The sequence below is a fragment of the Helicobacter rappini genome (genome assembly GCF_900198625.1).
GTDB lineage: Bacteria > Campylobacterota > Campylobacteria > Campylobacterales > Helicobacteraceae > Helicobacter_A > Helicobacter_A rappini.
Map to the genome: position 1 here is coordinate 46,612 of NZ_FZPK01000011.1, position 14,098 is coordinate 60,709.

Sequence of the window (14,098 nt, forward strand, 5' to 3'; positions counted from 1 at the left end):
AGGGTTTATATCTATCATTACGCATTATATATTTGATTCTATATTTTCGCATATCCTTTCAAATCCTTGGTAGTAGTCCCAACTTGCTACAATATCAGGTCGGTTTTCCTTGATATGTGCTAATTCTTTGTCAAAGATTTTTTTATATTTCATAGCTAGTATTGAATCTTGTCTAAATCTTTCTAGTATATCATTTTCATCGAGCCGCTTATTATTTTCTATGTTTGCGCGATTTTCCAACTCTTTTAGGAAACCTTGTAAATATTCCCTTGTAGCCTTAAATAATTCTTGTTTTGTTTGCAATTTTGCAAATGAATCTTTAGTCATAAGTAAATATAAGTTTTGAAACGGAATAGCAATATTAAGATTTTTGCTTATATCCACATAATTATCAAGGCTTTGAATCTGTGGTGTAGTAATAATAATTCTGTATTCCACCTCATTATCCATATGAGAATCTTTAGAATCTTTTATGGCAAGATTCTCATTTTCTTGTCCTCTAAACATAAAAGGCATATCACATTCTCTAACTATTAAAACACGCGGCAATAAACCCAAAAGCATACCGCCATTTACTTTTGCTTCAAATATATCCCTCTCTTTTGGTGGTGTAAAACCATATTCTTTTGCAAGCCTTTGAAAAGTCGCAAAGGCTTGTGTTTCCAAAATCTCATTAAATGCGATATATTGTATCTTGCTTACATGTTTTAGTGCTTTTGCTCTGCGTTGTATCGACAAGGCTGTTACACCATTTTCATCGCAAGATTCTTCGCTTTCTAACGCATCAAGGCTTGGGGCTGTGGGATTAATCCAGTATCTAATGCTATCAAGAAATATTCTATAATCTGTTTTTAAAGTGCATTCATATTGATATTCTCTCTCACCTAAGTGATTGACTATAGGTCGATAAATCGATATGGGATCTCGTGCAATGATAAGCAAAGGGACATGAGAATCTATTAAGGAAAATAGCTTTTCTCTCCCATAGAGATTTCTACCGCTAAGATAGATAATGCAGTATTTTTCGCGATTATTCACAAGCGTATTATAAAAATGTTCGTATTCAAGCTGTGGTTCTATATTACCCGTCCATAGCTCTGCTACGCAAACGCCGCAATATTCAAAAAATTTCTTCATAGCCTGATAGCCCGCACCATAAGTTGCCATATAGATAAAATTGTAATAACGCGGTAAGGGCATATTGTAGTGATAAGCTATGCTAGATTGGGTTTTTTCGTAGTCAAAAAGTGTGGGATTTAAGAGTGGAAAATATTGCGTTTTAGGATTGCAATCACTTATGGGGGGGGGGGGGTAATATACGGATTCTCTCCATATTTACTTTTAAACTCAGATGAATTTAACCATGCGATATGGGCTTTTAGTGTTTTTGCAAAAAAGAATGGAGAATCTAGCAAGACATTCTTGTAGGTTTCCTCCAAATTATTAGACATAAGCTTAAATTGTCTTAACTCTTTCTTATTCAGCATTATTTTTGGATAAAGCGACAAAAATAAGTGTATATTGAGTGGAAAAAATGTTTTTCTACATTTTGCTAATATGCGTTTTACTTTCTTAGAATCTTTAAGCCCCATACAATGTAACCTTGCATTTTAAAATCTCAAAAAGTGTAATTTTAACACAATTTTTAATATATTGCATTGACATATATAAAGCAATTACAAGCGATAAGGGCATGTTATGTGGTAAATAATGTGTATATTTTACACATTTTGAAAGAAAAAGATTTAAAATATTTTTTACAAACTACAAAAAATCCCCATATAAGCCATTTTTTTGGAAAATTATTTATTTTTTATGCAATAATACTGAACCTAAAACGAAACTGAAAGGAAATGTATGATAGGAAACTTGAGAAATTTGACAAAATACACAAGCATTGCTTTGCTTGTTGGTAGCTCTTTTGCGATGGCAGATTGTGGCGATGAAACCGAAGGGAATCTTTTTGGCTATGAGAGATGTGCTAATGAGGATAGTAAATTCTTTACACTCACTGGAAATGTAGGGACTTTTACTAAAGCTGGTTTTAATGGTGGCAAGGTTAATACTGCAAACAACTTTTATCCAACTGAAAGCTTTACAAGTGTGTTTGGTGAGGTTAATGGTAAGTTTAACATTAACGAAGTGTATGAAAATGATTATTTCTCAAAGTTTGAAGTAGGCATTGGTGCAGCGGCGGCTGGACTTGCTTGGGATACTACAAAGTATGATGGCGTTACTAATAATGGTAGTGGCTTAAGTGGCGGTAGTGGATTAAACAACCAATATATAGGTTCATGGGGCGGTTATCTTGGCAATGAAACTACATCTTATACCAACAATCGCCAAATTTTCGTGCATAATGCCTATGTTGATTTACAAGCAAAGTATTTCAATCTAAAGCTTGGTAGATATGAATCTGGCATGGATTATTTTAGTGGTTATACACAAGGTTTTAACTTTGATTGGCATACTGATTATGGCGATACAGAATCTAAACCTGCAAATGAAGTGAAAGTATGGTGGTTTAGCTCATTTGGTCGTGCATTTGCTTACTCGCAATGGTTCTTAGACTACTATGCGGTAAAGACAACTGATGGAAAAGCGAGTTATGGTATCCACTCAGTTGGTGTTGATGTTACGCATGGTGGCATTTCTGATACAGATAATGGCTTTGCTTATGGTGATACTTTGCTTGTTCGCCCATTCCTTTACTTTTATCCCGGACTTTATGAGGCACCGGGCTTAAAAGCAGTATATGAATATCAGTTTGGTAATGGACTTGGGTTTAAGGTTACAGCACAGGGCTTTGGGCTTCATGTACATAAGGCATTTACAACAACTGGTACATCTAGGGGTAGATATAATGAGCAGGTTGATGAATGGAGTGGGAATCTAAACCTAATCGCACAGGGTAATATCTATAACTATAATGTGCGTATAGGCTACTATGAAAACTTTGGTAGTGCAAACTCACACTTTGGGACCTATGGGAATCCAATGGGGCTAGACTTTTGGACTGCGAGTGTATATGACATAGGTGCAAGCATTAGTGATACAATCAACAGAAATGCAAGGACTGGGTATCTCTCTGGCGGTGGTCATTATGACTTAGAGTATGGCACACTCTCATGGGATTTGCTTGGCAGAATCACAAGAAGCCCTAGAAGTGATGAAGAGAGCATTGCCCTGTCTGTAAATCATGCTTTCAAAAATGGTTTAGCAGTGGGATTAAAACTAGAGTGGTTTAGAGATACTACAAAGGCTGGATATAATCCGGGTGCTGGACTTAAGGAAAGCAAAGCTTTATCTAAAGCACAAACAGATGATAGAAGCCATGCGTTTTTCACACTTGGCTATAATTTCTAATCATTGCAAGATTTAAGTGGGGTTTTGGCTTATATTGCATATATGGATGTGTAACTTACTCTGTGTGTAATAGCCATACGAAATTTTATCTTTCTTGCTTTCCATACAATTGGATAGGAATTGTTATGGAGTGAGAAAATAGCTCTTGCTTGGCTTTTATTGTAGCTTTCCGTATTTTTTCATCCATTCTATTTTATAATTGGTGTTGCAGCGTGTTATACAATTAACGCCCTGAGAAGTTCCATTTGAATTTTAAATTTTATGCATCTTGTTTGTAGAGTGCCTATTGTTTCTTAATTTATCAAAAATAATATCATATCAAAAGTTAGTAACTAGGGTATTTAAACTGCAATGGTGTTGTTGAGATTATATCATATAAACAAGATATGAAATATAGTTGTTAATTGCCATTATTGTCATAGACTATAAAGATAGATTAGGATTTTAAAATTAGAAAAGAGATTAGCAAATAATATAGCAAGGTAAAAAATTACGCTAATTCAAAGACTTACCCCCCCCCCCCCATTGTTAATGCTATTCTCAATATTTGAGATTACATTTGCTGCATGTTTTAATCGTTGATTATCAAAATGTGTATAGATTCTGCTTGTCTCAACGCTACTATGTCCTAAGCTTTCTTGCACTAAAATGAGATCTTTACTTTTATTATAAAGCATAGTTGCAAAGCTATGTCGTAATAAATGCGCTCCATTTTTCGCCTTACGGATACCCGCACTTAAAAGCAAGTTCTCAATAACCACATAAATATAAGATTGTGCAGGGACATGAAACTTTTTATTAACAAATAATGGCATATCATCAGCTACATGTGGAAAAGTCGCACGCAGGGCTACCCAGTTATTATAATATTCTTCTATCAGCGTTTTTGCGATAAAGACAATACGCATTTTATTACCCTTGCCACGCAAACGCAATACATAATAATCTCCCTCCAAAGACACATCTTTATAACCAATCTCAAGTATCTCACTCACACGCGCACCGCTATACACAATCATTAGAATGATGAGCTGATTTCTAAGTCGCACCACCGAATTTATATGTTTTTGCTTAATGTCATAGCTTTTTAATGCGTTTAAAAACGCATTTAACTCCGCTTCCGTTAAAAACTCGGGTAAATCATGAGATACCGATCGCTTAGATAGCACGATGTCCATATTATAGATATGGGCTGCACCATTTTCTAAGGTATTTTGTCTTTGTATAAAATCAAAAAAGTTTGTCAAGGCAAACTGATAATTGCGTATTGTTGTAAGACTTAGATTTGCTGTATAAATACTCAAAAACTCTTGCACATTCTCAACATGTATCTCACGCATATCAGAGAATCCAAGCCGCATACAATACTCATAAAATGTAAAAAGTGGATTTGCATAAGTATTAATGCCTAGCAAACCTATTTTTCTCGCTCTTTTGCAAATGGATCGAATCTCATCAATCGAGTTTAGTCCCCCACTTTGTATATCTTGAATAACTTGTGCGAATACCGCCTTATCCTTTACTCTGTGTGCAGTTAATCCCACAAGCTTTGTATAAAAAAATCGCTCCAACCAAAATCGCAATGAAATATCAAATGATTCTCGATTGAGTGGATAAGACATAATGAATTCCTTATAACAATTATCTTTAAAACTTTTAAAACAAAACAACTAAAGAGCCGGCATATAATCTGTTGGCGAACTCGCGGTGGCAAAAGGCTTCTTTGCTATGCGTCCAGCTTCATAGCTTAATCTACCGCCTTCAACTGCAAGTTTCATAGCTTTTGCCATTCTCACTGGATCTTTTGCTTGTGCTATGGCAGTATTACTTAGCACACCATCTGCCCCAAGCTCCATAGCGATAGCCGCATCACTAGCACAGCCCACACCAGCATCTACAATCACAGGGATTTTTACCGCTTCTTTTATAAACATAACATTAAAGCGATTTTGCACCCCAAGCCCACTGCCAATAGGTGCAGCAAGTGGCATGATCGCTGCAGCCCCAGCGTCCTCTAGCTTTTTTGCCATAATAGGATCATCATTTGTATAGACTAGAATCTTAAAGCCTTTATTTGCTAGAATCTTTGTCGCTTCTAGTGTTTCTATCACATCAGGATAAAGTGTCTTTTGTGTATCACCGATAATCTCTAGCTTGATAAAATCAATCCCGGTGCCTTCTCTCACAAGCTCAAACATACTCACCGCTTCTCTTGCAGTGGTGCAACCAGCAGAGTTTGGTAAAAATGAAATATTGGTATCCCTAAAATAGTCCATGAGATTTGGTGCATTTTTATCTAAGATATTCACGCGTCTAACCGCAACAGTAATCATCTCAGCACCACTTGCAAGTGTCGCCTCTCTTGTAATCTCAAAGCTCTCATACTTTCCGCTACCTACAATCAAACGGGAGTGAAAGCTCTTCCCTGCAATAACTAATGACATTTTGTAATCCTTAAGAATGCAATAAAAGTTTTGGAATAAAGTGATTGTATTATAACACAGAATCAATAATAACTAGTGCCGCAAACTACAAAAAAAAAAAAAAACGATTTGCCCTATTTTTAAATATCGATATTTGTAATTTTTATTAGATAACAATAAGATAAAATATAACTTATATTATTAGTAATCATGTCATAGAATTATAATGCTACATAACCTACGGAAAATGCAATTTTTAGCTAATATTCATAATAAATACAAATCATAATATACAAAAAACTTGACATCTTTTTGATAGAATGCCACATATCCCTTAGCGACTAAAACTAGAGTTGGGGGATATACATTTACATTATATTAAAAGGACAAATCATGGAAGTAAAATTTAAAGGCACTCCAGCAAAACTAAGTAGCAATACAATTAAAGTTGGCGATAATGCCCCAAAAGTAGCTCTTGTAGCTAAAGACTTATCACAAGTAGAAGTAGGTGGTGCAAGTGGAGGCTACCAAATCATCAATGTCGTGCCAAGCCTTGATACAGGTGTATGTGCGACACAAACGCGTAAATTCAACGAAGAAGCAGCAAAACTGACAAACGCAAAAGTATATGTCGTGTCATTAGATTTGCCTTTCGCTCAAGGACGATTTTGCAGCACTGAAGGGATTGAAAATGTAATAGCACTTAGCGATTTTAAGGCAAAAGACTTTGGCAAGGCGTATGGGCTGATTTTAGAATCTTCTCCACTTGCAGGGCTACTCACTCGCGCGGTGATTGTGGTAGATCCACAAGGCAAAGTCGCCTATGTAGAAGTATGCGAAGAAATCACAAATGAGCCAGACTATCAAAAAGCACTTGGAGTGGCGAAGGGGTAAGTTTTAAGCTTCATAGAAACTAGTTTTTCAAAGCAAAAAATTTATCCTGGCGCGCCCGGTCAAGGATTTTGCCGAGGCTCGCCACAATAGTGCCGTGATTCTTCTATTGTGCTATGGTTGAGCAAGGCGAAATATCCAGTATAGCCTTTTGGACGGAGGATTTTCACTTCACATTTAATTTGGCAGATAAACTTTCAATCTTCTATTTCATGTTACTTTTATTTTATAGTAACCTGTCTCATAAACTTAAAAATTTATTAGTTTTTGATATAATAACCGCTTTATTTTTAGAATCACTTTTGCAAGGTTTTTAGTTTGGCAGATACTCGTCTCTTTTTTCTTGTTACTGCATTGCTTGGGATAGCTATATGTATGAGCTATTCTCTCTCATCTTATGCGGTATTATATTATGGCTATGGGCAGTTTCATTTTCTCTATCGTGAGCTTTTTGCAAGTTGTCTTGGCGTTATGCTTATGTGGGGTTTATCTTATTTTAATGTAGAAAAACATTTGCTTGGCTTTGGAGTATTGCTGCTTGTTACATCATTCATAATTATCATCATATTACCATTTTTACCTGATAGCTATGCGACAAGTGCGGGTGGGGCGAAACGATGGCTGCGTTTGCCAAATATTTCACTTGCACCTTTAGAGTTTTTTAAAATCGGCTATATTATCTTTGTTGCGTGGAGTTTCAGTCGCAAGTTTAATAATCCAAGATCGTTGCCATTTTTGGAGCAACTTGGGATATTGATACCTCACTTATTCCTGTTTATGTGTGTTGCGGCTCTCATTTCTACATTGCAAAATGATTTGGGGCAAATTATCTTATTATCCCTTGTGTTTATTGTTATGCTGATTTGTGCTGGTGGGAGATTCTCACTTTTTACACTAGCGCTTGGCGTTGTGTCTGTCATGGGGACAATCCTTATTGTAACAAGTCCGCATAGGATAAAAAGAGTGCGTGAATGGTGGATAAATATCGAAACGCTTATCCGCTCGTATGCCCCAAACTTTTCATTACTTAGCGATGGTGTTGATGCTGGTGGGCAGGTGCAGAATGCGACTTATGCCTTTTATAATGGTGGGCATTTTGGCGTGGGTATTGGTGAGAGTATTGTAAAGCTTGGCTTTTTGGGTGAAGTGCATACGGATATGATACTTGCTGGGATTAGCGAAGAGCTTGGGCTATTTGGGCTTTTAGTATGCGTTTTGCTAGTATTTATGATTGTTTTTAGAATCTTTAAAATCGCATTTCGTTTGCAAAAAAGCTTTTTTTCACTCTTTTGTGTTGGTATAGCAGCCCTTATTGGTATTAGCTTTCTTATTAATGCGTTTGGTGAAACAGGTATTATACCTATTAAGGGCATGGCAGTGCCATTTCTAAGCTATGGGGGGAGTAGTTTGCTTGCCTTATGTATTGGCATTGGCTTAGTATTGGCATTATCAACAAAAGTAGATTTGGGTAAATAGATTCTATAAGGATATAATATGCAGGCACAACCACACATTCCCCTAGTTTTACAAGTCAGTCAGCTAACTATGCAAATAAAGTCATTGCTTGAGAGTGATTTTAGCTATGTTGAGGTTGAAGGTGAGGTGAGTGGCTTTACGCACCATAATAGCGGACATATCTATTTTAATCTAAAAGATGAAAATGCGACAATCTCTTGCACCTTTTTCCGCCATAATGCACGAAACAATCCCATTAAATTGCAAAATGGCGATAAGATTATCGCAAAAGGCAATATCAGCGTATTCCCACCGCGTGGGACCTATAATCTCAATATTGTAAAATGCGTGCATAGTGGCATAGGCGATTTAAAAGCACAATATGAAGCCCTAAAAAAAAGATTAGAAGAGCGAAATTATTTTTGTAAAAACAAACCATTACCACGATTTCCCAAAAGAATAATCCTGCTTACAAGTCAAACAAGTGCCGCCTTGCAAGATATGATAAAAGTAGCAAGCAAGCGTTATTGTCTATGTGAATTTATCCTTATTGATACGCTGACGCAAGGGCGTGAGGCAAAGCACTCTATTGCTAAAAATCTTGCCTATGCGGATAGGCTTGGTGCGGATATTTTAGTGCTTGCAAGGGGTGGTGGAAGTATTGAAGATTTATGGAGCTTTAATGAAATGGAGGTGCTAGAGGCGATCTTTGCCTGTAAAACACCTGTGGTATCAGCAATAGGACATGAGATAGACTATCTTTTAAGCGATTATGTTGCTGATGTGAGAGCCCCGACACCAAGTGCTGCTATGGAGATGATTCTATGTGATAAGGATAATCTCATCACGCAGTTATGCGATATGGAATCTATGCTAACACACACAATGCAAACACATATTACGCAAAAAAAATCGATATTAAATCATCTAGCACAAAGCCTTGAGATTCTAAATCCATTACAAAAGATAGCACAACATAAACTGCTACTGCAAACACTCACACAAAACCTGCAAGATTCTATAAAATGGTTTTACACGCAAAAAAAACATGCCCTATTACAACAGCAAGAGAAACTAGACCTTGCAAAACCCACACAAAAACTACTCATAATGAAAACAGAGATACAATCTCTAAGCAAAAAGCTTCATGGCGAGTTTTCATATATTGTCGAGCAAAAAATAAATCAAACAAAGCAAATAGAGCTTGAGTTAAAAAATGCCATGCTTCAAATGATGACAAGAAAAAGGGCAATGCTAAACTTTAACCTTAATGATTCTATGCAGAATGCCCTGCGACAAAAAAGACTTATGCTAAATAATCTAATTGATATACTACACGCTCTAGACCCTAGCAAAAAAGCACAATATGGATTTGCACAAATATTAAAAGACGATAAGCTAATACAAGTAAGCGAACTGCAAGAAAATGATGTTATTGAAATTGTAGATTCTAGTGGGATAAGAAACGCACGCATTTTGGGCTAGAGGGTTTAAACTCGAAGCTAAGTTTTTTATCTAGGCGATACTAAAATGGATTTAATATAGGTTTGTAAAAACTAAAAGCTGCCTAACTAACATCTATCAGATATACATCAAAGCACTCACAAATCATTCATGTATATAAAAATGTAAAATTTTAAACTTTAATATGAAAAATAATGAAAAATGTTTTTTTTTTTTTTGTAATTTTGGCTACAATAACGACTTTACACTGCAAAAACAAAGGAAAAACAAGGAGTATAAATGCAGTTTATCCGTGATATGAGTATAGGCAAGAAAATCAGCTTCCTTTTAACAACAGCTTTAGTGCTAGGTATGTGTGTGCTTTATATGGTTGTATCTAGCAAACTAGAAAATAGTATGCAATATGAAGCACAAAAAACGCTTATTGCAAATGCTATTCAAGATGCTAGAGATGTAGAGAACTACTTCAATGTTGCAGGTGGGAATCTTGAGGCGATCACAAAGGCAATCCATGCAGACTGGGAGGAGGGGACTAGCTCTCTTAGCGATAACTCTCTTATGCACTTTCTAGGCTACATTGTGGATTACGATCCCGCCATGATAACCACTTTCGCACAGATTAAACACCCTTCTTTTTCTCGTAGTAGAAGGGCAAACGCAAACTTATATAATGCAAACGGCAATTTAGAATTTGCTCTCATAGACACGAATAATAATGAATACGACACGGGCATTGAGATAGCAAAGCAAGGTGTTATAAAAATGCCTGATGGACGCAGTATTTTTGAGGGTATGCCAGACATTAAAGAAGCATACACACAAAAGGACATGATTCTGACAAAGCCTTATCGCATACTCTACAATAATGTGGAGACATCAGTTGTGGGCGTGATTTTTCCAATCGTTTCAAATAATGATGAGGTTGTTGGTGTGCTTGGAACGCTAATTGATATGGATAGTCTTTCAAAAGTCGTATTCAATCCAAAACACGCTTTATATGCACATGCAGAACGCTTTCTTATAAATCGTTATAATGCCTTGACGCTCTATCCTGATACAAAAAAGCTTGGAGAATCTCTTGATGCAGTTATGGATTCTAAAGCAGCCCAAGAAATTATGGCGTTGCAGTATGATTCAGAGGCTGGAGCGAGAGAGAATACAAAGGTTATTGAGATAGAATCTAAGAGTGGTGCAAAAGGTTTAGCAAGTGTCTTTAAATTTGAGATATGGGATAATGTAGTATGGACTATGGTGAGTTTTGCACCCTATGATGAAGTGCTAGAAGAACTATATTTGGTAAGATATGCGATCATTGTTACCGTGCTAGTCCTTACAATCTTTATTATCTTAATCACTATTGGCTATGCAAAATTCTATTTGCAAAGCGATATTGAGAAAATCTATGTTGGCTTGGAAAATTTCTTTGCATTTTTGGATTATAAAACAAATAAAGTTGATAGCATTGCAATTCATAAAAAAGATGAATTTGGACGAATGGCACAGAAAATTAATGCCGTTGTAAAAGATATTGAGAATCATAGTCTGCAAGATAAGGCTGCCATTACTGATGCCATAGATGTTGTAGATAGGGTAGAGCATGGCGACCTAAGAGTGCGTCTAACAGAAAAGCCATATAATCCACAATTGGTTAAATTACAAGAGATTCTAAATAATTTGCTTGAGGTTTTACAAACAAAAATCGGTGGCAACATGAATGAGATTCAAAAGCTTTTTGAGCAGTATAAAAACCTTGATTTCCGCAACTCTATCCCTGAAGCAGAAGGCAATATCGAAAGCATTGCGAATCTACTTGGTGCTGAAATACGAAGAATGCTAAAAGATTCGAAATCTTTTGCAACAAGCCTTAACGATAAGTCAAATTCGCTTGAAGACAATGTCAATAAACTCACAGAAGGCACAACGCAACAAGCCCAAGCCCTAACGCAAACTGCCGCTTCACTGGAGCAAATCACAGCTTCAATGCAAAGTATGCGTGGGCGTATGAATGAAGTGTTGCAACAAGGTGAGGATATTAAAAATATCGTAGCTATCATTAATGATATTGCAAATCAAACAAACTTGCTTGCTTTGAATGCTGCTATTGAAGCAGCAAGGGCTGGAGAGCATGGCAGAGGCTTTGCAGTCGTTGCTGATGAGGTAAGGAAACTAGCAGAACGCACACAAAAAAGCTTAAGTGAAATTGAAGCAAATGCCAACATTCTATCACAAGGTATAAATGAAGTAGCAGAGACCATAAACGAACAAGCACAAGGTGTAGCCCAAATCAACGAAGCTGTTACGCAACTCGAAGATAGCACACATCAAAGTGCAGATGTTGCAAGGCATTCACAAGAGATTAGTCAAGCAGTGCATGAAATCGCAGAACAGATTCTTGAAGACGCAGAGAAAAAGCAGTTTTAAGTTGGCTTATCATCTTTAATTGCATAAAAATAAAGCATATATAATGCGTGGTTTATACTTTGCATGTGCTGATATTTCTAAGGGATAATGTATGGATTCTCATAATAATATAAAAACAAAGAGTTTCTTTCTCTCTTTGCCCTTTCTCTTTGTGCTTTATGTGATACTTTGCATTCTTGGCATTTTAGCTTACCGATACTTCATCACACAAACGCCACTTTTTGAACATACTTTTGTTGAGCTTATATCAAGGGGAATTATCCTTGTTTTTTACCTTTTTGTTGTGAATCTTCCTGCATTTTTTCTTGTATTTATTCCCCTATTGCGACAAAACCTTGTTGTTTTTGGCGTATGCCTTGCTATTGTTGTTGCCTTTTTTCTCACAGGGCTGTCTGCTACCTTAACTCTCAGCAATCAAATTTTTATGATTCCTTGGTTTGTGATATGGGAAAGCTTTGTTGTAGTGAGTATTGTGCGTGTTGCCTTTTTCCGCAATATGCCCACACTCAATGCGTCTATCGTGCTATTTTCAAGCCTCAAAATCATCATTGGCTTTTGCCTTGGCATTGTATTTTTTATATGTTGTGTGGTATTTCAAATCTCTATCTTTGAAAAATACGACTTCACTGGCAAAAACTATGGGATACCATTTCATAAAAAAGTTCTCTTTCAAGATTTGGGATTCTAAATTTCTAAACAACAATAGCTAATAACATTTGTCTGCAAAACCAAGCCCCGACTTTCTAGCAGGAGAGATTTATATAAGGATTAATAAGGCCAGTTTGATTCTATTGCATCTGTAGTTGGCTTTTTAGTAAGAGTTTCAGAGATTTTGCCAACGCTTACAATAGAGATTTTACTATCAGCGATATATTGACTTTCAATCGTGTTATTTTGCTGTATATCATAAGGGCGGACAACACCGCTGATTTGGATAATCTGCTTTTCACCATTTACAAGCATTTCCTGCTTACCATAGATAAAGTAATTGCCATTTTCCATAACCTTTAAGATTCTAGCGGTAATCGTTAGGGCAAGATTCTGTGACTGCGAATATGTCCCACCACCTTGAAAGTTAGTCGCATTGTTTGGCTTTGTGAGCGTATAATTGACTTGATCGTTAAGATAAGCCGTGTTTGCCTGCTGCTGTGCGTCCTGTCCATTATAGGTCATTTGTGCAGGGGTAACATTCCCCCCGCTACTCCCGCTATATTTTTTGTCAATCTTAAAGTCATTTGTGATATTTTCCTTAATCTTAATCGTGATTAAATCATCGACACGCATAGCCCTTCTATCCGCAAATAGCGGTCTCTCTCCCTGTCCAAACAAAGAACCCGGTCTTTGAAACTCCGGCACAAAGTCTTTTGAGGGCATATCATTTACATAATCTGGGGCATTCATATCAATTTCTGGCTCATACGCACAAAGTAATGTTGGAAGTAATAATGCTAAGCCTATTTTTCTTATACTCGCTTTTCTCATACTCATCCTTTAGTAAAATATTGTATAATTCAAAGCAATTTGCATTCCCAAAAAGGATTTACATGAGTATTAAAGATTCTATAATGGCAGACATTAAAGAGGCAATGAAAAGCGGTGATAGCACAAAACGAGATGCGTTGAGAACTCTGCATTCCGCACTTAAACAAGTAGAAATCGATAAAAGGATTGTGCTAAGTGATGAGGATTGCATAGGGATTCTAAAGACTGCCCTGAAGCAAAGAGAGGATGCAAAAGAGAGTTATTTGAATGCAGGTAGGCAGGATTTAGCGGGTAAAGAGAGTTATGAAATCTCACTGATTCTACAATATCTACCCAAACAGCTTGATGATAATGAGCTAGAAAATGCTATAAAAGAGATTATAGAAAAGGTTGGTGCAAAAGATTCTAGGGATTTAGGCAAAGTCATGGGTGCAGCAAAAAGTCTTAATGCAGTCGCTACTGGTAAAAGAATATCAGATATGGCAAAAAAGCTGTTGCAATAAATATAATTAGATTGTGTTTGAGTGGAAATTTACATTAAAGGTATAGCTATAAAATCCCACACCAAAGCTTCAATCCCTAACGATATAGTTTTT

Annotated in this window: 11 protein-coding genes and 1 pseudogene; 7 read left to right on the top strand and 5 right to left on the bottom strand. The window is 36.4% G+C overall.

Annotation, left to right across the window (positions count from 1 at the left end):
* Window positions 1-24 precede the first annotated feature (24 nt).
* Window positions 25-1,200 carry a DUF2972 domain-containing protein gene (locus C6H17_RS03055; protein WP_104731331.1) on the bottom strand — a complete coding sequence of 392 codons (1,176 nt, stop codon included), beginning with the start codon at window positions 1,198-1,200 and terminating at the stop codon, window positions 25-27.
* A gap of 95 nt (window positions 1,201-1,295) precedes the next feature.
* Window positions 1,296-1,592, bottom strand: a complete 297-nt coding sequence (locus C6H17_RS03060) for a hypothetical protein (RefSeq protein WP_104731332.1) — start codon at window positions 1,590-1,592, stop codon at window positions 1,296-1,298.
* A 265-nt stretch (window positions 1,593-1,857) separates the two neighbouring features.
* Here C6H17_RS03060 and C6H17_RS03065 point away from each other — a divergent pair, with 265 nt between their 5' ends.
* Window positions 1,858-3,366 (top strand): outer membrane family protein, encoded by a 1,509-nt coding sequence (locus tag C6H17_RS03065; protein WP_020995945.1) that lies wholly within the window; start codon window positions 1,858-1,860, stop codon window positions 3,364-3,366.
* A gap of 500 nt (window positions 3,367-3,866) precedes the next feature.
* Here C6H17_RS03065 and C6H17_RS03070 read toward each other — a convergent pair whose 3' ends face one another.
* Together C6H17_RS03070 and C6H17_RS03075 are read right to left on the bottom strand one after the other, a co-directional pair.
* The gene (locus C6H17_RS03070; protein ID WP_104731333.1) at window positions 3,867-4,988 is read right to left on the bottom strand and encodes a tyrosine-type recombinase/integrase; all 1,122 of its coding nucleotides are present in this window, start codon (window positions 4,986-4,988) and stop codon (window positions 3,867-3,869) included.
* 48 nt (window positions 4,989-5,036) lie between these two features.
* Window positions 5,037-5,810: a thiazole synthase gene (locus C6H17_RS03075; protein WP_005217946.1), complete on the bottom strand. Its 774-nt coding sequence runs from the start codon at window positions 5,808-5,810 to the stop codon at window positions 5,037-5,039.
* Between the two features lie 372 nt (window positions 5,811-6,182).
* Between C6H17_RS03075 and tpx the strand changes: the two genes are divergently transcribed.
* From tpx to C6H17_RS03100, 5 genes and pseudogenes are all read left to right on the top strand, one after another.
* On the top strand, window positions 6,183-6,683 hold the full coding sequence (gene tpx, locus C6H17_RS03080; protein ID WP_005217943.1) for a thiol peroxidase: 501 nt from the start codon (window positions 6,183-6,185) through the stop codon (window positions 6,681-6,683).
* Between the two features lie 315 nt (window positions 6,684-6,998).
* Window positions 6,999-8,156 carry an FtsW/RodA/SpoVE family cell cycle protein gene (locus C6H17_RS03085; RefSeq protein WP_020995946.1) on the top strand — a complete coding sequence of 386 codons (1,158 nt, stop codon included), beginning with the start codon at window positions 6,999-7,001 and terminating at the stop codon, window positions 8,154-8,156.
* Window positions 8,157-8,174: 18 nt separating this feature from the next.
* Complete coding sequence (gene xseA / locus C6H17_RS03090; protein WP_005217939.1) at window positions 8,175-9,620, top strand: exodeoxyribonuclease VII large subunit; 1,446 nt, start codon at window positions 8,175-8,177, stop codon at window positions 9,618-9,620.
* A 2,007-nt stretch (window positions 9,621-11,627) separates the two neighbouring features.
* A pseudogene (locus C6H17_RS13515) lies at window positions 11,628-12,020 on the top strand (methyl-accepting chemotaxis protein); the annotation flags it as partial.
* Between the two features lie 91 nt (window positions 12,021-12,111).
* The gene (locus C6H17_RS03100; protein ID WP_005217933.1) at window positions 12,112-12,708 is read left to right on the top strand and encodes a hypothetical protein; all 597 of its coding nucleotides are present in this window, start codon (window positions 12,112-12,114) and stop codon (window positions 12,706-12,708) included.
* A gap of 80 nt (window positions 12,709-12,788) precedes the next feature.
* Here the strand turns inward: C6H17_RS03100 and flgH are convergent, their stop codons facing one another.
* Window positions 12,789-13,502: a flagellar basal body L-ring protein FlgH gene (gene flgH, locus C6H17_RS03105; protein WP_005217931.1), complete on the bottom strand. Its 714-nt coding sequence runs from the start codon at window positions 13,500-13,502 to the stop codon at window positions 12,789-12,791.
* Window positions 13,503-13,564: 62 nt separating this feature from the next.
* Here flgH and C6H17_RS03110 point away from each other — a divergent pair, with 62 nt between their 5' ends.
* Window positions 13,565-14,005, top strand: coding sequence for a GatB/YqeY domain-containing protein (locus C6H17_RS03110; RefSeq protein ID WP_005217929.1), 441 nt, complete (start codon window positions 13,565-13,567; stop codon window positions 14,003-14,005).
* Window positions 14,006-14,098: the final 93 nt, after the last annotated feature.

Coding starts and splice junctions, on each gene's coding strand:
- C6H17_RS03070 (WP_104731333.1), bottom strand. CDS start 4,988: ATGTCTTATCCACTCAATCGAGAATCATTTGATATTTCATTGCGATTT.
- C6H17_RS03065 (WP_020995945.1), top strand. CDS start 1,858: ATGATAGGAAACTTGAGAAATTTGACAAAATACACAAGCATTGCTTTG.
- C6H17_RS03075 (WP_005217946.1), bottom strand. CDS start 5,810: ATGTCATTAGTTATTGCAGGGAAGAGCTTTCACTCCCGTTTGATTGTA.
- tpx (WP_005217943.1), top strand. CDS start 6,183: ATGGAAGTAAAATTTAAAGGCACTCCAGCAAAACTAAGTAGCAATACA.
- xseA (WP_005217939.1), top strand. CDS start 8,175: ATGCAGGCACAACCACACATTCCCCTAGTTTTACAAGTCAGTCAGCTA.
- flgH (WP_005217931.1), bottom strand. CDS start 13,502: ATGAGAAAAGCGAGTATAAGAAAAATAGGCTTAGCATTATTACTTCCA.
- C6H17_RS03060 (WP_104731332.1), bottom strand. CDS start 1,592: ATGGGGCTTAAAGATTCTAAGAAAGTAAAACGCATATTAGCAAAATGT.
- C6H17_RS03055 (WP_104731331.1), bottom strand. CDS start 1,200: ATGCCCTTACCGCGTTATTACAATTTTATCTATATGGCAACTTATGGT.
- C6H17_RS03100 (WP_005217933.1), top strand. CDS start 12,112: ATGGATTCTCATAATAATATAAAAACAAAGAGTTTCTTTCTCTCTTTG.
- C6H17_RS03110 (WP_005217929.1), top strand. CDS start 13,565: ATGAGTATTAAAGATTCTATAATGGCAGACATTAAAGAGGCAATGAAA.